16 protein-coding genes are annotated in these 18669 nt (G+C 62.9%); 7 read left to right on the top strand and 9 right to left on the bottom strand.

The window, feature by feature from the left end; all coding sequences use genetic code 11:
- Positions 1-51: 51 nt before the first annotated feature.
- The 5 genes from ACSYDV_RS15180 to ACSYDV_RS15160 all read right to left on the bottom strand — a co-directional run bounded on the left by ACSYDV_RS15180 (position 52) and on the right by ACSYDV_RS15160 (position 6616).
- Positions 52-891, bottom strand: coding sequence for a phosphoadenosine phosphosulfate reductase family protein (locus tag ACSYDV_RS15180; RefSeq protein ID WP_438324645.1), 840 nt, complete (start codon positions 889-891; stop codon positions 52-54).
- Complete coding sequence (locus tag ACSYDV_RS15175; RefSeq protein WP_438324644.1) at positions 888-4196, bottom strand: hypothetical protein; 3309 nt, start codon at positions 4194-4196, stop codon at positions 888-890. Before ACSYDV_RS15175 ends, ACSYDV_RS15180 begins: the two co-directional genes overlap by 4 nt.
- Positions 4193-5113, bottom strand: a complete 921-nt coding sequence (locus ACSYDV_RS15170) for a DUF4007 family protein (protein WP_438324643.1) — start codon at positions 5111-5113, stop codon at positions 4193-4195. The genes ACSYDV_RS15175 and ACSYDV_RS15170 overlap by 4 nt, the downstream gene beginning before the upstream one ends.
- Positions 5114-5122: 9 nt before the next feature.
- Entirely contained in the window at positions 5123-6226 is a 1104-nt protein-coding gene (locus ACSYDV_RS15165; RefSeq protein WP_438324816.1) for a cysteine desulfurase family protein, read from the bottom strand.
- Positions 6227-6376: 150 nt separating this feature from the next.
- Positions 6377-6616 (bottom strand): hypothetical protein, encoded by a 240-nt coding sequence (locus ACSYDV_RS15160; RefSeq protein ID WP_438324642.1) that lies wholly within the window; start codon positions 6614-6616, stop codon positions 6377-6379.
- Between the two features lie 18 nt (positions 6617-6634).
- Between ACSYDV_RS15160 and ACSYDV_RS15155 the strand changes: the two genes are divergently transcribed.
- Positions 6635-7162, top strand: a complete 528-nt coding sequence (locus ACSYDV_RS15155) for a hypothetical protein (RefSeq protein ID WP_438324641.1) — start codon at positions 6635-6637, stop codon at positions 7160-7162.
- A 191-nt stretch (positions 7163-7353) separates the two neighbouring features.
- The gene (locus tag ACSYDV_RS15150) at positions 7354-7548 is read left to right on the top strand and encodes a hypothetical protein (protein WP_438324640.1); all 195 of its coding nucleotides are present in this window, start codon (positions 7354-7356) and stop codon (positions 7546-7548) included.
- A 441-nt stretch (positions 7549-7989) separates the two neighbouring features.
- Here the strand turns inward: ACSYDV_RS15150 and ACSYDV_RS15145 are convergent, their stop codons facing one another.
- The gene (locus ACSYDV_RS15145; protein ID WP_438324639.1) at positions 7990-8982 is read right to left on the bottom strand and encodes a hypothetical protein; all 993 of its coding nucleotides are present in this window, start codon (positions 8980-8982) and stop codon (positions 7990-7992) included.
- Between the two features lie 5 nt (positions 8983-8987).
- Positions 8988-9662, bottom strand: a complete 675-nt coding sequence (locus tag ACSYDV_RS15140) for a hypothetical protein (protein ID WP_438324638.1) — start codon at positions 9660-9662, stop codon at positions 8988-8990.
- A gap of 318 nt (positions 9663-9980) precedes the next feature.
- On the opposite strand from ACSYDV_RS15140, the gene ACSYDV_RS15135 reads away from it, so the two are divergent.
- Entirely contained in the window at positions 9981-10211 is a 231-nt protein-coding gene (locus tag ACSYDV_RS15135) for an EexN family lipoprotein (RefSeq protein ID WP_438324637.1), read from the top strand.
- Positions 10212-10217: 6 nt separating this feature from the next.
- On the opposite strand, the gene ACSYDV_RS15130 is transcribed toward ACSYDV_RS15135, so the two are convergent.
- Together ACSYDV_RS15130 and ACSYDV_RS15125 are read right to left on the bottom strand one after the other, a co-directional pair.
- Positions 10218-11147 (bottom strand): HEPN domain-containing protein, encoded by a 930-nt coding sequence (locus ACSYDV_RS15130; protein ID WP_438324636.1) that lies wholly within the window; start codon positions 11145-11147, stop codon positions 10218-10220.
- Positions 11148-11230: 83 nt separating this feature from the next.
- Complete coding sequence (locus tag ACSYDV_RS15125; protein WP_438324635.1) at positions 11231-11554, bottom strand: DUF736 domain-containing protein; 324 nt, start codon at positions 11552-11554, stop codon at positions 11231-11233.
- Between the two features lie 500 nt (positions 11555-12054).
- Between ACSYDV_RS15125 and ACSYDV_RS15120 the strand changes: the two genes are divergently transcribed.
- The 4 genes from ACSYDV_RS15120 to ACSYDV_RS15105 all read left to right on the top strand — a co-directional run bounded on the left by ACSYDV_RS15120 (position 12055) and on the right by ACSYDV_RS15105 (position 18622).
- Positions 12055-12699 (top strand): RNA polymerase sigma factor, encoded by a 645-nt coding sequence (locus ACSYDV_RS15120; RefSeq protein WP_438324634.1) that lies wholly within the window; start codon positions 12055-12057, stop codon positions 12697-12699.
- A complete protein-coding gene (locus ACSYDV_RS15115; RefSeq protein WP_438324633.1) occupies positions 12696-13616 on the top strand; it encodes a FecR family protein in 921 nt (306 codons plus the stop codon). The genes ACSYDV_RS15120 and ACSYDV_RS15115 overlap by 4 nt, the downstream gene beginning before the upstream one ends.
- An 87-nt stretch (positions 13617-13703) precedes the next feature.
- The gene (locus ACSYDV_RS15110) at positions 13704-16643 is read left to right on the top strand and encodes a TonB-dependent receptor domain-containing protein (RefSeq protein ID WP_438324632.1); all 2940 of its coding nucleotides are present in this window, start codon (positions 13704-13706) and stop codon (positions 16641-16643) included.
- A complete protein-coding gene (locus tag ACSYDV_RS15105) occupies positions 16637-18622 on the top strand; it encodes an Atxe2 family lasso peptide isopeptidase (protein ID WP_438324631.1) in 1986 nt (661 codons plus the stop codon). Before ACSYDV_RS15110 ends, ACSYDV_RS15105 begins: the two co-directional genes overlap by 7 nt.
- Positions 18623-18669 lie beyond the last annotated feature (47 nt).

Genomic DNA, 18669 nt, shown 5'->3' with positions numbered 1-18669 from the left:
CGACGAGAGATGGCGGGGCCGGGGACGCCTCGTCTCCGGGCAGCGTTCCCGTCATTTGTGGCAGACGACGCAGCTGCTTGAGGCTTCGTCGATTCCGTAGATGTCGTCGATGCTTTCTGGAACCCTAGCGGACAAAGGATTGACCCTGCGATTACGAAACAGGCGTTCGCGCCGTTTTTCATAATCGCTCTTGATCTGAGCGACGCGGTCGGGCTCGATCAGCTCGGTCAGGCTCTCGCCCTGGCTCCAGGTGAAGGGCGAGCCGCCGTCGAGCGCAGTCTTTTCATAGGCGACGGCCTCTTCGAAGCGCTTGGGATGGTTCTCGGCGAGACGAACCCACTCGATCTTCTGCTGGAAAAAGCAGAAGGTGCAACCCGAGCGCGAGCGCCATTTATAATAGGCCGGTTCGCCGACATCGGCGCGCTGCAAGAGTTCGATAACCCCCGCGCGGTCGATACCAGCGGTGCGCAGGGGCAAATGGACGCGCATATTCGTGTGGGTTGCCTGATAGCCCTCCCGGGTTGGTTCGTCTGCACGGATGGCGACATAGGAATGGATCACCGCTCCTTCGTCAAGATCAGCGCGAAGCCATTGCTCTAGCGGCCTCAGCTTGAGCTGCCGTGTACACCAGCGCGTGCGCGGCGAGGGAAGGAAATTGCCATATTCCTCGAGCCAGAAATCGAAACCGCGATCGGGATTGAGGCGCAGGATCGGACGTCCTAGGAAGCCTTCGAGCTTGTCGAGGAAGGTGTAAACCTCAGGCAATTCCTTGCCTGTGTCGGTAAAGAAATATTCGAGCGGGAGTTCGGGATGATGCTGGCGCATATAGACTGCGAGCGCTGCGCTGTCGCGCCCCCCCGAGAGCCCAAGAATATGCCGCTCACGGCTCATGCCACGTTCCTTTCCCTTTCGGCCCCGTCCGCGGCGAGGCTGGCGACTGCGCGCGCGAGCGCCGCGAGACGCAAATGCCCCATGTCGGCATCGCCGCCAAGCACCTCTAGAACGCGATCAGCCAAGGCGGCAGCCGCGACCTTCTCTTGTTCGGTCAGAACGAAGCTCTGTAGCAGAGGCGGTATCGACGGATCGACGCCAACGACGAGGGCAAGCGCTTCGGTCTGCGATCTCCGGTCGCGGACCACCGCCAGAGCTTCTAGTTCGCGGAATCGTCGGCCGAATTGGGCGAGATCGCTTAGCGCTTGTTCGCGGTCGCGATCGGACCAGGCGGTGGCCGGCTTGTGAACAAGCAGACTGATAAGCCCCTCAACGTCGCCCCCGCCATTTTCGAATGCCGCTGCGCGCATCGCGAAGGCTTCCAGATTATAATCATTCGTGAGATCGCGGATCGACGCGGCGCGTTCGGCGACACCGCTGAATGTAATCGCATCAACGCCGAGAGCGCGAGCCAGTGACAGCCGCATCCGCTCGAGCAGCGAGGGATAACTCGCTTCGGCCTCCTGGAGGCCCGCGAAGACGAGCTCGGCCGAAAGCCGATCGCCAAAGGCGTCGGGCAAATCGTCAAACAACAGGCGCTCGGGATCGGATGCCCTGAGCACCACCGACCGCAAAGACAACGCATCCTCGCCGAGCGTCTGGGTGCGCTGCGCATAGTCGGTCAGCCGTTCGAAGCGCTGGAAGAGCGCCTGCGCGACGGGCATCGATCCGCCGACGTCCGCCACTTCGAAGAGCCTCGCGAGGCCGCTTAAGAAAGCGGTCTCGCGCACAGACCGGTCGATGTGACGCAATCGGAAGAGGTCCGGCTTCTGAAGCAGCTTATCGACCAAAAAATCGTCGAGCGAGGTCTGGAAGACGTCGTCGATATAGACGGCGACGCGGTCCCGGTTTGCCATCAGATAGGAGAGAATCAGCGCTGGCATGACGCCGCTCTTGATCCCGAACGGCGGCGAGGCCCAGCGCGCATAGATCGCGTCCAGCGCGAGGTCGCCGTCCGTTTCAAGCGTGACCCAAGCGGGCAGCAGCGACCGACCGGCTTCGCTGTCGTCTGGGGCGAAAAAGTCGAACGAGCCGTCCGCCGTCGGGCGGTGGAGACCGAAGGGTTTGAGCACCGTCAGATAGAGGCCCAGTTCGGCCGGAAAGCCGGACATGCCCAGATCCGCTTCGCCGGGACGGCGCACCATCGCGTGACACAGATCGCGAAGCGCTGCGTTGGCATTAGACGAAGGCCGGTCGCGTTGCAGCAGCTCGCTCTTGAGGATCGGCGCCTTCGGAAATCCCTCGTCGGCGAGCGCGCTGGCAACGACCGCAAGCGGCTCGATGATATGTCGCGACGGCTCGGGCGCCAGAAACCAGCGCGCGCTGTCGAGTGTTTGCTCCAGAGTACGGTGGAGTTGATCGATGCACGCCGATTGCCGGGCGGCGATCTCGCGCCGCGCGATCCGGTCGCCTTCGAGCTGGGGATGGTCGCGAAGGACACGCTCGACCGCGAGCAGTTCGGCGGTGATCGAGCGAAGCGCGAAACTGTCGCCGCTACCGGCGATCGCCGCGATGACTTCGGCGCGGTTGAGGGCCTTTGCCACGGATTTGGCGAGGGCGTCGACCGCCTTGCGGTCGACGTGCCCATCGCCGAGAAGCAGCACGAGCTGGCCGCTGCCCTTGATCTGACGGGCGGCAATGCGGGCGGCTATGCCGCCGGCGTCGTCGTCGGGGCCGACGAGCTGGAGCACGACATCGAAGGTGCGCAGAGCGCCGGTGCTGAAATAATGGCGCTTGGCAGTCGCGAACCCGAAGCCGGCCCTCTGCGGAATGGTCGCGACCGACGCCGCATCGACAGGCGCTGTTGCACGTCCAATCGCGTCTTCGAGATCGAAATCGCTTCCCGCGAATAAGGCATACCCGCCTAGCCGTGGCTGCCGGATCAGGACCGCCCATTCGAGCAGGTCGCCGATTGCCTTGCGGATAGCTGCGGAATCCGCATCGGGTACCGCTTCCTCGATAAAGTCGTCGGCGACGGCCAGACCCGAGCCGTTCCGGAAGAATTCGATGACCGCCGCGGCCTTGGTGATCGCCACATGGACGGGCCCGCCCTTTGCGCCTGCGCGCTCAATCGCCTCGAAAGCCAGGCTGAAACGGCTGCCGTCGGCGCCCGCAGCGAGCGCCATCCCGAAATTGGATGCGAGATAGTCCCAGAGCCGGGCGGGGTCATAAGTCGCGCCCAGTTCGTTCGATGATAAGAACTCTTGGAACCCCGAGGGCTCTGCCGAGCTCAGAAAGCCGAAGACGCTTCGTTCGTTCTGGGCAAAACGTTGGCGCGAGACTGGGCCGAGGAGCAGCGCGGTGACCGGGTTGAGCGGCCAGGCATCGGCGAGCGCCTGAGCAAGGAGCGCGGTCTCTGTGGGACGCCGACGTGCGACGGCTTCGGCTACTGCGGCAGCCCGCACATGCGCAGAAGGCGGCAGAAAGTCGGTTGCAACCGCCCGCCCGAGCAACGCGACCGTTTCATCGGCGCCGCTCAGAAACGCGATGTCCTGAAACCGCCCCTGGACTTTCGCCCATTCCTGACGTGCATCGCGGGCAGCACGCGCAGCATATTGATCGAAAGACTGGTGAAGGATGCCAACGACGACGAGCCGGCCGTCGCTGCGCGAGGCACGCTCGGCCAGATCCTGCAGCAGATGGACATCCCCACCCTCGAGCGCCTCATGTTCGAGCATCTTACCGAGTTCGTCGAGGATTAGGAAAACACCGCTTTTCGCCGCGGCCGCGCCCAGCAACGCCGTGATGAGCATTTCGTCCGCAGCCTTGGCGGCCTCGATTGCCCCGTCACTCCAACCAAATGCTGCCGCAGCCGCATCGGCAAGCGCGTCGCGCAGGCGCACCCGGCTACCCGTGACCGCCACGATTCCCCAGCCGCCGCGCGTTTCCGGGAACGCTTCAGCAAACAGGCCGGTCAGCGCCTCGCCGGCAATGTCGCGCGCTATTCTCCGGTTCACCTTGCCGCCGGCGACAAGATTGGCGACGAGCAGAGCAGCCGAGGATTTCCCACCGCCATAGGGGCCAGTCCAAGTGAACGCGCCCTGCCGACTGTCGATTTGGCTCGACGCCATTGTCTCAAGAGACTTTGCTACGCTTGCCTGCAACACGTAGCCAACTAGCGGCGGGGTGCCTTTTAGATCGGCATCGATACGCGCCGACCGCGCAAAGCGCCGGTTAATTTCGACGATGTCGGAGAGCCGCGTCATACGGCCTCCGCCACGACCGGCTTGCGACCAAAGGCGGTAGGCAGAAGTGTCGTCGCATCAAAGTCGCGGCGGCGCTGGATCTGGCGCAGGCCGGCGGTGTCATTCCATGTCCACGCATCACCCGTTAGCGCGTCCAGCGCCATGAGCCGCGTAATGATGCTATCCTCGTCAAGCTTGAATACGCGTCCGGGCGAGCCAGGCGCGTAACAAATCTGCTCAACCGCAAGCGCCGTCGAACTTCGCTGCGCATCCCAAAAACATCCAAGCGCGTAGGCAAATACCTCGTTCGGCAAGCTCGGCTTCGGGCCGCGCACGAACTCGTACCAGCCGCCGAGGCGGGCCTCGCGTATCAGACCAAGTTCGGCAAGTAGCGGCTCTGCCGCATCCTCACTCTGTCCATCATTCCGGCGCACATAACCGCGCAAAAAAACCTCGACATCGCGCTTCAAGGTCCCGCGAGTGGCGCGCCATCCATTTGTCTCAACCGCCCGCATCAGCTCATCGACCAAAAGCGCGGGGTCGAACTCCAGACCCGACAGCCCGTTGAAAGCATAATAGGCGGTCGTTGTCATGTCCTGACTAGCCGCAACATGCCAATGGACCAGCCAAACCGTAGCGGCGCGCTCCAGATAAGGATCGGCGCCATCGTCAGGCAGTATCATATTTCCCAGGAAGGTCGGCCGGATGACCCTGTCCTGTTCGGCAAAGAAGCCGGACGCCAGTGCCCAATAGCGGATGGATGCCGCCATATTGCGTCCGACGCCGAAACGCGCAATCGCAGCCTGTTCTTGAAATGTTCCAGATGATGTGCCATCGCGCACCGCATTATAAGCCTTTTTGAGCCATAAGAGGCGGAGCGGAAACGTCTCGTGTCCCGCGAATTGAACTTTTGAGCTGTCGAATATCCCGCGCGTCATGCGAAGTGTCTACTGGCGAACGTCGCCAGCTGCAAGATGAGACCGGGCAAGCGCTGCTGAAATCGCATCTGCCGCACGGGTCATGGCATTGCCGTCGAGATAGCGATGACAGAAAATACGCACGACCTGCCGAGCGTCGTCCAAAGAATATCCCATAGATTCAAGTACATGGGAAATTTTTATCTGCCCAGAACTGCACGCCGACCCCGTCGAGATCTGCACGGAAGTGCCGAGCACGGTGCATAGCGCGTCAGCATCGACGCCTTCAATTAAGATCGCAAGGCTCCCGGGAACGACCGAGTGGGCATTTGTTATGTTTCGGAGGCGCACCTGACGCGCCGCCAGCTCGTTGTTCAATTGTTCCGCGAGCGCTCGCGCATGAGCAGCATCGGCATCGAGCCGTGAAACCGCCAGCGCAGCGGCGGCGCCAAAACCAGCGAGGAGCGCGACGGGCTCGGTTCCTGGACGTAGCCCGCCTTGCTGGCCTCCGCCAGCCACGAGTGGCTGGGGCCGCGTCGTCCCTGCCGCCAGGTAAAGCGCGCCGACACCCATGGGGCCATAGCATTTATGGGCCGAAAGGCTGAGATAATCGACGTCGAGATCGACCACATCGATCGCTATTTTCCCGAGCGCCTGCGCCGCGTCGGAATGGACAAGCGCGCCCGCCGCTCGCGCTATCCGGGCGACCTCGGCCACAGGCTGTATGACGCCTGTCTCATTGTTCACGAGCATCACCGACACAAGAAGGGTTTCGGCATCGACGAGATTGCGCAGCGCCGGGAGATCGACAGCGCCGAAACGGTCGACAGGCGCGCGAACGCATTCGAAGCCTTCGGCTTCGAGCAATAAAGCGGGCTCCAGCACAGCCTTGTGCTCGACCGCGGATATGACGATACGGCGGCGCCTGACCCCGGCAGAAGCCGCCGCGCGCGCGACACCGACGATCGCAAGATTGTCGGCTTCGGTTGCCCCCGATGTGAAGATGATTTCGCCCGGCGCCGCCCCGATCGCATCGGCAACCGCTCGCCGGGCTTTCGCGATGAGAGCCGCCGCCCGCTCGCCCGCAGCATGTGGCGAGGCGGCGTTCCCTGGAATGCCCCAGGCATCGAGCATCGCATCGCGCGCTTCGGGCGCGAGAGGTAGCGAAGCGAAACCGTCGAGGTAAATCGGAGCTGGAGCGCGAGACATTGGCTCTTCATACATGATTTCGATAATCGCGCCGCGCCAATTTTCCGCCGCGCGCAGCGGCGAGTTGAACAGATTTCAAAATAATTCGAAGGCTTGTGCGGTGATTAAGATGCGCAAACGACCATAAATCTTGAACGAACTGAAAGCGCCGCGCACAATATCCCGATGGGGCACAAAAAACGTATATTGGAGCATCTGGGCTGATACCCCGGCCTTGACGACGGCGAGATTGCGCGCGCTCTCGGCATCAGCCCGCGACAGACCGTCAACAATGTTTGCAGAGCGCTGGTGGAGATCGGCGGGCTCCGGCGTCATCGCCGAGCCGATGGAAAGATGGGCAATTTTCCTCTGCCTAACGAAGCAGAACCGGAAGCAGACGGAATCCCCCGGAGGGCATCGAAACCCAATGCCACTGTTCCCACGGACTGGTTTTGGGAGGGTCATGTCGTCGCCACGCTTGTCGCCTTTCTTGTCGGCGATGGTTGGACCATCATTCGCTGCGCTGACACGGCGTCACGCGAACGGGGGCCGGATATTCACGCCGAGCGATCGGGCGAGACATTGTTCGTGGAAGTCAAAGGCTACCCCTCGAAGCATTATCGGGATGCGAAACGCGCAGGGGAAAAGAAGCGAACGAGCCCGTCGTTGCAAGCGCAACATTGGTTTTCGCACGCCATCCTCAAAGGAATGAGATTGCAGAATGAATTCCCTTACGCAACCGTGGCGCTAGGCTTTCCAAATTTCCCGAGATACGAAGGCTTAGCCCAGGAAATCGGCGACAGCTTAGCGAAGCTCGGGCTGAAGATACTATTCGTGAACGAAGCAGGCGCGATATCTCGGCTCCGTGACGAAGAGAAATAGCCATGCCAACATCTTGTAACCACAGGCCGATATCGGTAGCCGACCTTAAAAAAAACCGCGAACTGACGAGGAGCTTGTGGCTTAGCAGGAGCCGCTTGATCTGAAGACGCGGATGCGCGAACGAGAAGGTCCATGCGATTATCGTCGAGCCGCAGATTTTGTCGGCGCAAACCTACGCCAAGGAGAATGAAATGGGCCTTCCTCCTCTTGATGAGCGCGCGCTCGCGGTGCTAAAGGAAGAGCTCGAGCGGCTTGAGGCGACTTATCAGAAATGCGCCGAAATCTTCGGACCGAATCCAAGCGGCGACGCGGCCGAAGCGCTTCAGCGCATCAATGATGCCAGGGAAGCCATTGGCAAGGAAGTTGCGGCGCGTTCGGGCGGCTGAAGCTTCGCAGTGCTCCGTCGGTCCCGACCGGCACCAGGCGAAAGAGTCGGCGGCTCGGCACGAAATAAGCGGATGGAGCCTGCAGCTCCAGCCAATGACAGCGCCAAGGGCTACCGCGCTCCGGCAGAAAACTTGCCATTCCGGCGATTTGCGACTATTTAAGGGTTGTGCCCCACAAGGAGGGCAGTCAGTTTTGGCGTTATCCTAATTCGAGCTTCAACCTCCATAAGGCAGAAAGCTCACTGATCTCCGGTCGAAACCGGAGATCATGTTGTCGGGGAGCCTTTGCTCCGTGGAAACCGGGTAGCTGCAGCTTCGAGCTGCGGGACTTTGGGGACCGTGCAGTTGGGAAACCAACGGGTCGATGGAAAATGAAGGTAACGTGTCCATGTATTGGGCGGGTCCGAAAGGCCCGCCCCTTACTATTTTGGGCCCAGCATTTCAGGGAATGACATCGCCGGGATAGATGTTGGCGTGCGTACCGCTCACGGTCACCGCGCCCCTGATCGTGCAATCGAACGGCTCATCCTTGAGCGGCCGATCCTTCTCATATTGGGCATCGTGCTGGAAACCCGCAGGCCGGAGCGGCGTTCCGAAACGGTAGCGGCTCTCGAGAATGCGCTGCAGGATGGCCTCGGTCAGCCGCACGTCGGCGTTGACCTGCCGATGATCGCCATGCTGCCCTCGCTCACTCTTCGCGAAGACGATATCGCGGCGATCGAGAGCGAAGCTTTTGTTGCGGCCACCGACGCGCGCGTAGAAGCCTTGGAGCCGCTCATAGGGGAAGCGTTCGATGCGGATCCCCTGACCGATTTCATCGGCGCCGATCTGCCCCGCGACGAAGGCGCGAAAGCGGCTGATGAGACGCCCGCCATCATCGAGATGGAAATTTCGCCCAGGTAGAAGTAGGACCTCTTCCGGCCGTCGGGCCTCAATCCGGATTTGCAGGTCGCTGGCCGGCCCGGTTTCCATGCTGGCCATCGCGCGCCTGAGCAGTAGGTTTACCGTTTCGATATGGTGCCGCCAATGCCGCCCCTTGGGAAAGTTCCAGTCGGGGTGCGCGATGGGAAGCGGCCAGACCGCGTGGCCAAACACGTCCCACAGTCGCTCGTCGTCCTGCTGCGGGATATAAGCGAGCGCAATCCGGCTCGGCGCCGGAATCCCCTCACCATCTGTCTTGTCCTTGACCGCAAAGCCGCAGGCGCGTTCGCCAAGCCGCCGGATCGCCTCGATATCGGCATAGATCCGGTCGTCTGAGTCCCGGAACTGTGTCGCCACAGCCCGCCAGCGCGAGTGCGGAGCATTATTGATGGTCGCGGCGGCCACCAGCGCGGTCTCTTTCGGAAATCCGGCGATAACGAGCAATGGTGAGGGGCCGGGCGGCCCGCGCCGCTCGGGCCGCGACAGTTCGGCGACCGACTTCTTCTTCGCCACGCGGCTCAGGCGTGCTTGAGCAAAATCGCCGCGATATCGGCGGGAATAATCAGTCGATTGACGATCTCTGCGGGCTGCGCGGAAATGAGCCGCCCTAGTGCTGTCGTCGCTTCGCCCTGCTGGAACTGGGCGGGATCAGCCTCGATATTTTCGCACCATGCCAGGAAAAGATGCCAGAGCTTCTCCCGGTCCTGCACCGAGGCCGAGCGAAGCGCGAGACCGGGGCGGCGATATTCATCGGGGAGGAGCCGCTGGGTGGGGCGAAGCAGATCGGGGGTCGTGACCTTGGAAAAGCGGAACGGGCGGACCATCTCCACCGCGATTGTTTGCCCCGCCTCGATGCGCGCGACCAAGGCGATGCGCAGCGCATAGGGCAAATTGTCGAATGACCCCGCCGCCTGGCGCTGGGCGGCGGTTTCGCGCTCGAGCTTTTGCCCGACGTCAACAGCAACGTCTGTCGGGGCGACCGCCTCCTGCCCGGCGGTCAGGTCGACGAAGCGAAGCCGGTCCTCGCCCGCCGCCTTGATCGCGGCCTTGAGCGAGCCAAAGGCCTGCTTGACTTGCCCCAGGAGGTTCTTGTGCTTCTGCCCGAAATAGGAAAGCAGCAGCGGCGGCGGATCGGGCTGGTCGTAATGCGCGCGGATCGTTGCCACGAGATTGTCCAAAATTTCGTCTGACACCCGCTGTTCTCCGCATCCAACGCCCCGCCGTGTCCGGTAAGGGCATTGCTTCTATTCTTCTGGTCAACCCATCTCGCGAACCGGCGATGGGCGCAATCGCTATCTCAGCAATGGCAGCAAGTCCGTGATCGGCAGCAGCCTGTCCCCCGCGACCTTCAATATCTAATCCCGCCGCCCCGGGCGCGAGCGATGCCAAGGATATTTCAGACCCCCTCCAAGGCACTGTCCGAGACATTTAGCCTCAATCTGGTTCTATCTGCCGGCATGCCCCTGCATCGACCTGATTGTCGGTGCTAGGATCGTTCATCGGAGGTAGTGATGATCGATTTCAAGATGCTGGCGATCGCCAGCTTGGCGACGCTGACAGCATGTTCCCAGCCCGAGACGCGCAGTGTCCAATATTTCGAGGCCAATCTCGATGAGGCACGCGACGTCGTCCGAAGCTGCACGGCGGGCGATATGCGCGGCGATGAATGCAGCAATGCCAATGTCGCGGTCAAGACTGCCGAGGGCAAGGCTCGCTTCGAGCGCTTTCGCGGAAATAAGTAGCGGGCCTTACCCCGCCTGACGTGCCGTCGCCTCAAGTTCAGCGATGCGGTCACGGCAGATAATCTCGACGATCTCCGCGAGGCGCTGGACCCGCGCGCCGAGCCAATCCAGCTCCTCCGCGGTAATGGCGTAATGCTTCGAGTAGCGCGCCTTGATGTACGCTTCCTTCAACTTTTCGAACCGCGACCGATCGGCCTTCACCTCGCGCGGCCATGCCTCGAAAAGTCGCTGCTCGATCCGCTCCGCCTGTGTTCGCAGAAAGGCAAGATTATGAATGTGCGGAGTGTGGAATGTGCAGACGAGCAATATGCAATGATAATAGCTCTCGACCGATTGGTGGAGCAGAAAGGCAGCCTTCTTACTCCAACCACGCTGCCGCGCGAACTTTGCCGTCTCAAAAAATTCTGACGCTCCGGCCGACCACTCCTCGAAATATTCCCGCGCCATCTCGAGCGCCGCATGCGGGGTCATCGGCTTGGGCTCCGCAAGCTCCCGGCCATCGGCCTCGTATAGCGCGATCCCGTCACGCGCGACGTCGATGAAGAAATAGCGACCCTGCGTCAGTCCGGCATTCACTTCGTCGAGGCTGTGAACGATGAAGTTCACCGGCGTGCGGAGCCGCTTTGTCACCGACAGTTCGCGAATGAGCCGATCGTCGAGCTTCGACCAATAGTCCGCCCGATCGGTCAGCCTTTTGTCGTTGACGATGATCAGCAGGTCATAATCCGACTGATAGCCCTTTGCCGTGTGCGGCTCGTCGACCCAGCCGCCCCGCGCATAGCTCCCATAGAGGATGATCTTGGAAATCCGGCCCTTGCGCTTCCAGTCCTGCGTCGCGAGCGCCAGCGCATCCTCGAATTCCTCGAAGATGATCTCGACGACGCGCTCGATCTCGCGTTGCTTGTGCGGGGGAAGATGTTCGAGGCTGCTCTGCATTGGGGTCACCCTAACAAGGTGGCGGCACCCTTGCACCCGGAAGATTGTTCCGATGCGCAAGGATGCCGCGAGATGAATGCCTTTCAGTCCGCGGGTGTCCAGATGATCGCGAAGACATCGTCGCGATCCTGTCCTGCAGCGCGGCCAAGATTGGCGTAGATGCGCCGCGGCCCAAACTCGGGCGTCGCGAGCGAGAGCGAGACATAGGGCCGCCCCGATTGCTCGGCAACGCGGATCCAGCCGGCTCCGATCTCGACGCCATCGGACCAAACGCGATAGTCGGGCTGCACGTCGCTCGCTTTGCTGCGGTTGGGTCGTATCTCGATCGGTGCCTTGATGGACAGGGTGATGAGCTGGCCCACAAAGCCCTTCTCGATGCTGCCGCTGACGATGCCGATACTCGCCATGTCGATACTCCTGCTGATTTGCCCGGGACCATCCCGGGCGTGCAGCCGGGCAGGTCGGCGGCCCGAGGCGGGCGCGCACCCGCATGGCCGAAGCGAAGCAGAGGAGTGAGGCTTCGCCTCGCTTGCGCGGGCGCCGCCGCCGACCAGATTGGCGGAGCGCTCTTGGGTGGGACCGGACGAATATCGAGAACGGAAGATCGATTGCGAGAGATCGTAGCGGCAATCTGACAAAGCGAAGAGCGGAGCTGCGTCGCCGCGGTTCTTCCCGGTCTCATCGCGGCAAGGGTGTGAAATAGCGCCACGTTCGTATGAATTAGACTCGATCTGAACCTATCTCCGCACTGCCAGCTTGCAAGCAACATAGGCAAAGCTATGCTTGGCCTCGCATCGGGCAAGGCGCACGGTGCCAGGCGTGAGAACCTGCCTAGCTTAGTTTTCTATTCCATCCTGCCGGGTGGCCGCTGCGCATGTCCAAGCCCTCGGGCCAAAGGCGGCGGCGCTTGTTCGCTAAGCAAGTTCTCAACGCCCGGCTTGCCGCCTTCGTCCCGAATGGGAAGGCGGCAGGTATGGACTTCGAGGACAAGGACAGCGAGCGACCGGGTGTTTCCGGCGGCGATCCCTTGCCGCCAGAGGATTGGGAGCGGGTCGGGCGCTCGGCGCGCATCGAGGCGATCTACTCCGAACACCGGCCGCAAATCACCCGCTTTTTCCGCAGCCGGGCCCCGAACCAGGATGTCGGCGACCTTGTGCAGGAAGTCTTCAGCCGCTTTGCGAGCGCGCGCGGCGGCCTCGCGGCGCTGGTCGACGGCCCGGGCGCTTATCTGAAGAAGAGCGCGCGGATGCTGCTCGCCGAATATGCCCGCGCCGACGGGCGGCGGCATCGCTCGCAGCACGACAGTTTCGGCGACGAGCATGAGGGCGCCAGCGATCCGCATGACGCGCTTGAAGCGCGCGATGTTCTGCGCCGGGCAGAAAGAGCCATTTCGAGGCTATCTCCGCTCACGCGGGAGATTTTCCTGATGCATCGCTTCGAAGGACTGCGCTATCCCGAGATCGCTCGAATCAAGGGAATTAGCGTGAAGACGGTCGAAAGCCACATGACCAAAGCCCTTGCCGCCATCAAGCGTGCGCGGGGTAAGCAGTGAGCCGCGCCGATAGCGAAGCCACCGCCTGGCTCGACAAGATGATGGGGCCCGATGCCGATATGCACCGGGAAGCGTTCGACGAGTGGCTGGCCAAGCCGGGCCATGCCAAGGCCTATGACGAAGCGCGCGACAATTGGAACTGGGCTGGCGACATGTCGACCGCGCGGATCGCGGCCGATGTGCGGGCCGATGCTCCGGAGCGTGAACTCGGCGGGCGGCGATGGGCTTTCGCCACGATACTCGCTGCGGTGATGGCAGTCGGATTCGCCTGGTATCTGGTCGGTCGCGACAACGACCAGCCGATTGTCGCCACCAATTCGGCGCAAGGCGAGAACAGGCTTGCCGACGGTACGCGCGTGACGCTGATGGACGGCGCCCGCATCGAGACACGCTTCACGGACGGCGAACGCCGCGTCATTCTGCATGACGGCCGCGCCAGGTTCGAGGTCGCACACGACGCCTCGCGTCCCTTTTTCGTCGAGGCCGGAGATTCCGTCACCCGCGCACTCGGCACCATCTTCGAGGTCGATCTGCGTGCGGATGTACCGCGCATCGCACTGGTCGAAGGTTCAGTCGAGGTGCGGCGCCTCGAGGGCGGTAAGACGCTTCGCCTCCGTCCTGGCGAACGCGCCGAGGTCAGGTCGACCGGCCCGGAGCCGATAACCAACGAGGAAGCGAAGGCCCCTGCAAAGTCACTGTGGGCCGACAATCTCCCGCTTGGTGCGATCCTCGACCGCGCGGGCCGCGACAATGGCGTCAAGATCAGCTTGGCTGATCCAGCGCTGGCGTCACTTCGGGTGACGGGACGTTTCGACATGACCGATGCCCGGAAACTTGCACTGAAGCTCGGCGCAGCGCTCGATCTCAAGGTCGAGTTCGGTGCGAACGGACCAATTCTCGGCACGAAATCTCAGTAGGACGACCAAGAAAAACCCATAGGGTGTTCGGAGTACCCGTCATTTTTTCCCTGCAGACGGCCAAAATCGGCCGCACGGGAGGGATGAATGACGATGAAATTTTTCGCGGCTGTTCTGGCTTCGGGCGTATCGGCGGCTGCACTCTATGCACCCAGCGCGTGCGCGCAGACGGGCGAACAGGCGTACAATATCGAGGCCCAGCGTCTTAGCGACGCGCTTCGCAAATATTCCCACATATCCGGCCGCGAGGTCATCGCGGCCTCGAGCTTGTTGGAAAGTCGGCGCAGCACCCGAGTTCGCGGACGCCTCTCCCCCGACGCCGCCCTCGCGCGCCTCCTTTCCGGGACTGGTTTGACGATCGAGCTCATCGAAGGCGCGTGGGTGCTTCGATCGGGAAACGGAGATGCGGAGGAGTCCAGCTCGACTGAGGCCTCTTCGAGCGAAGCAATCATCGTAACCGGCTCGCGCATCCGGGGGAGCGGGCCTGCCGGATCGCCGCTCATCGCGGTCGACCGCGACGCGCTCGATCGCAGCGGCCGGACGACGCTTGCCGACTTCATCCAGACGATTCCACAGAATTTCTCGGGCGGTCCGGCCGAAGCGAATGTCGGGACCTCGGCGCGTGGCAACGCCGCGAGCAATATCGGCTATGGCACCGGCATCAATCTTCGCGGTCTCGGGACTGGATCGACGCTGACCCTGATCGACGGCGCGCGTCCCGCGCTCGGCGGCGCGTCGGGCGCGTTCGCCGATATCTCGATGCTGCCCTCGCTTGCGGTCGACCGTCTCGAAATCCTCACCGACGGCGCCTCGGCAATCTACGGGTCGGACGCCGTCGCCGGCGTCGTCAATGTCCGCCTTCGTGGCCGCTTCGACGGGGCCGAGACCCGGCTTCGTGTGGGCACCGCCGATGGCGAATTTGGGGAGTATCAGCTCGGACAGATCGTCGGCACCGGCTGGGCGACGGGTCACCTCGTTATCGCTGGCGAATATTATCGGCGAGGCCACCTCGGATCGGAAGAGCGGGCCTTCGCAACCGAGGATCTGCGGCCCTTCGGCGGCCCCGACCTCCGATCCAATTTCAGCAACCCCGGCACGATCGTCGCGGCAAACGGCCAACGCTTCCTGATTCCGCGTGGTCAGGACGGCACCGCGCTCACGCCCGCGCAGCTAACCCCGAGCAGCGATTTCCGGCGCGGCGATGCACGGCGCAACGTCGACATCCTTCCGAAACAGGAAAGCATCAGCTTCTACGCGAGCGGTGAGCAGCAACTCGGCGATCATGTCAGCCTGTTCGCGCGTGGCCTCTATGCCAAGCGCGACTTTGAAGCACGGCGGCGAGTGATCGGCCTATCGCAGCAGTTCGTGACGCCCGACAATCCTTATTACGTCGACCCGATCGGCACCGGCGAGGAGATCATGGTCTATTATGATCCGACCGCAGACTTCGGTCCGGAAGGTGTCCGGGGCACTGTCAAGGCGCTCAACACCAGCTTCGGAGCGCGCGCCGATATCGGCAGCTGGAATGTCGAGCTCTCCGGCGGCTACGGGCAGCAACGCGAGGGCTATGACGGGGTCAATATCGTCCACCTGCTCCGTCTCGCCCGCGCGGTCGCCGCAAGCGATCCGGCACAGGCGATCAACCTGTTCGGTGACGGCGCAGTCAACGACCCGGCGCTGATAGACGGTCTGCGCGGCAGCATCACGGTCCGCACGCGCTACAAGAACTGGAACGCGGCCGTGCGCGCCGACGGCGTGCTCTTCGCGATGCCTGCTGGGGATGTTAAACTGGCGATCGGCGCCGAATATCGCCGCGACAGCCTCGACTATCTGCAAAGCTTCGACCTCGTCACCGACGGGCCCCTCCGCTTCGGCATCGACGGTCTGCCCGACAAGCGAATCGTGAAGGCCATCTATGGCGAACTTGCTATCCCGGTCTTCGGTGCGGGCGACAGCTTCCCGGGCTCGCTCAACATCTCGGCGGCCGGCCGATATGAGGATTATTCGGACGTCGGCGACACCGCCAATCCGAAGTTCGGCGCGCGCTGGGAGCCGCTACCGGGTCTCGCGCTTCGCGCCTCCTACGGACGATCGTTCCGAGCCCCCTTCTTCGACGAGCTCGTCGGGACCGCGAACGCGCTCTATCAGACGTTCCGGCTGAACGATCCATCCTCGCCGACTGGCCAGACAGCGGTTCTCCTGCTCCTCGGATATCGCCCCGACCTCGGGCCCGAGAAAGCGACGAGCTGGACGGCGGGCGTCGATTTCGAACCGCGATTCCTGCCTGGCGTGAAGGTCAATCTCACCTGGTTCGATATCCGCTATCGCGACCGCATCGCCACGGCGACCAGCTTCCTCCAACAATTCCTCGTCCGCCGCGATATCTATGGCGGACTGATCGACGACACTCCGGATCCGGCGGTCGTCGCGTCATACTTCGCCGACCCGAGCTTCTCCAACCCGATCGGGATCGGCCAAGGCGAAGTGATGGCGATCGTGGACGCGCGAACGCGGAACCTTTCGCGCTCGACGGTACAGGGGCTTGATTTCGATCTGGCCTATGCGAAGCCACTCGCAGACGGCAGCATCAACCTGTCGATCGGAGGCACGCGTCTATTTACGATCGACAACCGGATTACCGACACGGCACCACGTAACAATGTCGCGGGCACGCTCGGCGCGCCGGTCAAGCTTCGCCTGCGCGGTCGCGCAGGGCTGATACTCGGCGATTTCGACGGCGGAGTCGCGGTCAATCACGTCGCGAGCTATCACAATCTCGGGGTGACGCCCGCCGAACGCGTCAAGAGCTGGACGACGGTCGACCTGCAGCTTGGCGTCCGTATTGGAGATCCGTCGGCGGCGAAGGACGGACGATCGTTCCGCCTCTCCTTCAGCGTGAACAATCTGTTCGACAAGGATCCGCCCTACGCGCAGTTCCGCTCGACAGGCGTCACCATCGGCTACGACCCTGAGCAGGCCAGCGCGATCGGGCGCAGCTTCGCGCTCCAGGCGATCATCGGATGGTGATGCTCGCATCGCTGCTCGTGTCGGCAGTGCCTGCGGCGGGGGCGCGGGATCAAATCCGCGCCCCCATCACTGCCCGCGACCTCGCCGAAGTCGCCGACATCATGGGCCCGGCCCTGTCGCCCGATGGCGAGCGCGTGGTTTTCCGCGTGTCGCGCCCTTCGGTTAGCGCCAACGATACGCGCCTCGACTGGTATGTGGCCGAGGTCGGAGGCGGGACGCCGGTTCATGCGGGGAGCGCCGGCGCTGTCCGGCATGACGGCGCGGGATCGGTCGCCGAGCAGACGCCGGTCTGGGACCCAGATTCCCGTGGCTTTCGCTTCCTCGCGCTCGCCGAGGGCGCAGTCGCGATCTGGCACTGGCGCGCGGACACCGGCCTCCAACGCGAGATCGTCGATCCCGCCGACATCATAGACTTTGGTCTATCACCTGGCGGAAGGACGCTGCGGTACACGACGGGGGCTTCCCGCGCCGAGGTCGCGGCCGCGGAGGAGAACGCCTATGAGGAAGGCGTTCTCGTCGACGACGGCGTGGATCTCGGCCAGGCAGTTGCCGGCGGCAAGATCGAAGACGGTCGCCGCATATCGCAGCGATGGAACCGCAATTGGTTCGACCGGGCACGCATCCTTTGGGATGCGCCAAAAAAGGAGACCGTCGTCGACCTTGGTGGCGTCGGAGCAGCGGCCGCTCCTGAAGTGCCTGTTCCGGCCCGTGCCGGGCAAGACCAGACGATAAGCCTCGAAGACGGCGGGACGGCATCGATCGTTGCGAATGACGGCGCGCGCCACCTGACGGTTACGCGCGCCGATGGCAGTCAGATTCAATGCCAGGCAGCGGTTTGCCGGTCGCCGAACCTCGCGGCGATCGCCGCGCGCCCGGGCCACGACATGCTCATCCTGTTCGAGAGCGAGGCCGGCGCGCGCGAGAAAATATGGCTGTGGCGCATCGGCGATCGTGCCGCACGATTCCTCACGACGACCGATGGCGCCGAACGCACGCCGATCTGGCAACCACGCTGTGCCATCGCGCGCGCTGCGCTTATTTGTGCCGAATCCGATCCCATCGCACCGCCCCGTCTCGTCCATATCGCCTTCTCCGAAGGACGGCGCCAGACCATCGCCGATCCCAATGCAGACCTCAGGGCACGCATTGAGGCAGTCGCGATCCCGATGCGCTGGAAGAATGGGCATGACGGGGTTTTGCTTCGACCGGCCAAGGCCAAAGGCCCCTCGCCGCTCGTGATCCAATATTATCGCTGCGCCGGATTCCTCAAAGGCGGGGTCGGCGACGAGATTCCGATGCTCCCGCTCGTCGAGCAAGGGATTGCGGTGCTGTGCATCAATGCCAGACAGCCGCCCGAAGGCGCGCCGATGGAAGCCGGATATGAGCTGGCGCTGAAAGCAATCGAAGAGGCTATCGACGACCTTGCGGCCCGCCAGCATATCGATCGCGCGAAGGTCGGGATCGGCGGGCTCAGCTTCGGATCGAGCGTGGCGCTTTGGGCCATCCGCAAGAGCAAGCGCTTCGCGGCCGCGACGATCTCGTCGGGGCAAGTCGGGGCACATTATTATTGGTCGAACGCCCTCCCCGGCCGCGGTTTCGAGGAGACGTTCCGGCAATTCTGGCAGGCTGGCGATCCCGACATCGACGCCAAACGCTGGCGCATCCTGTCGCCGGCCGCAGATACCAAGGCGATCGACACACCGCTCCTGATGCAGGCGCCCGAGTCCGAGGTTCGAAACCTCGTCGAGCTCAACACGAAGCTGAGGCTCGCGGGCAAACCCGCCGAACTGTTCGCCTTCGCCGACGAGATTCACATCAAATATCAGCCGGTCCACAAGCGCGCCGTCTATGAACGCAACCTCGATTGGTATCGATACTGGCTGAAGGGTGACGTGGATCCCGATCCGGCCAAGCGGGCACAATATGTCCGCTGGCAACGACTTCGCGCGGGGCAGTCCTTGCAAGCTCCGGCGCGCTAGGTTCGTGCCGGGCGCCGTTCCCCGGCGCGCGCCCGGCACGGCCTTTG

Source organism: Sphingopyxis selenitireducens, assembly GCF_051550705.1.
Lineage (GTDB): Bacteria > Pseudomonadota > Alphaproteobacteria > Sphingomonadales > Sphingomonadaceae > Sphingopyxis.
Note: the sequence above shows the minus strand (reverse complement) of the source record. Positions and strands in the feature narration are given on the sequence as shown.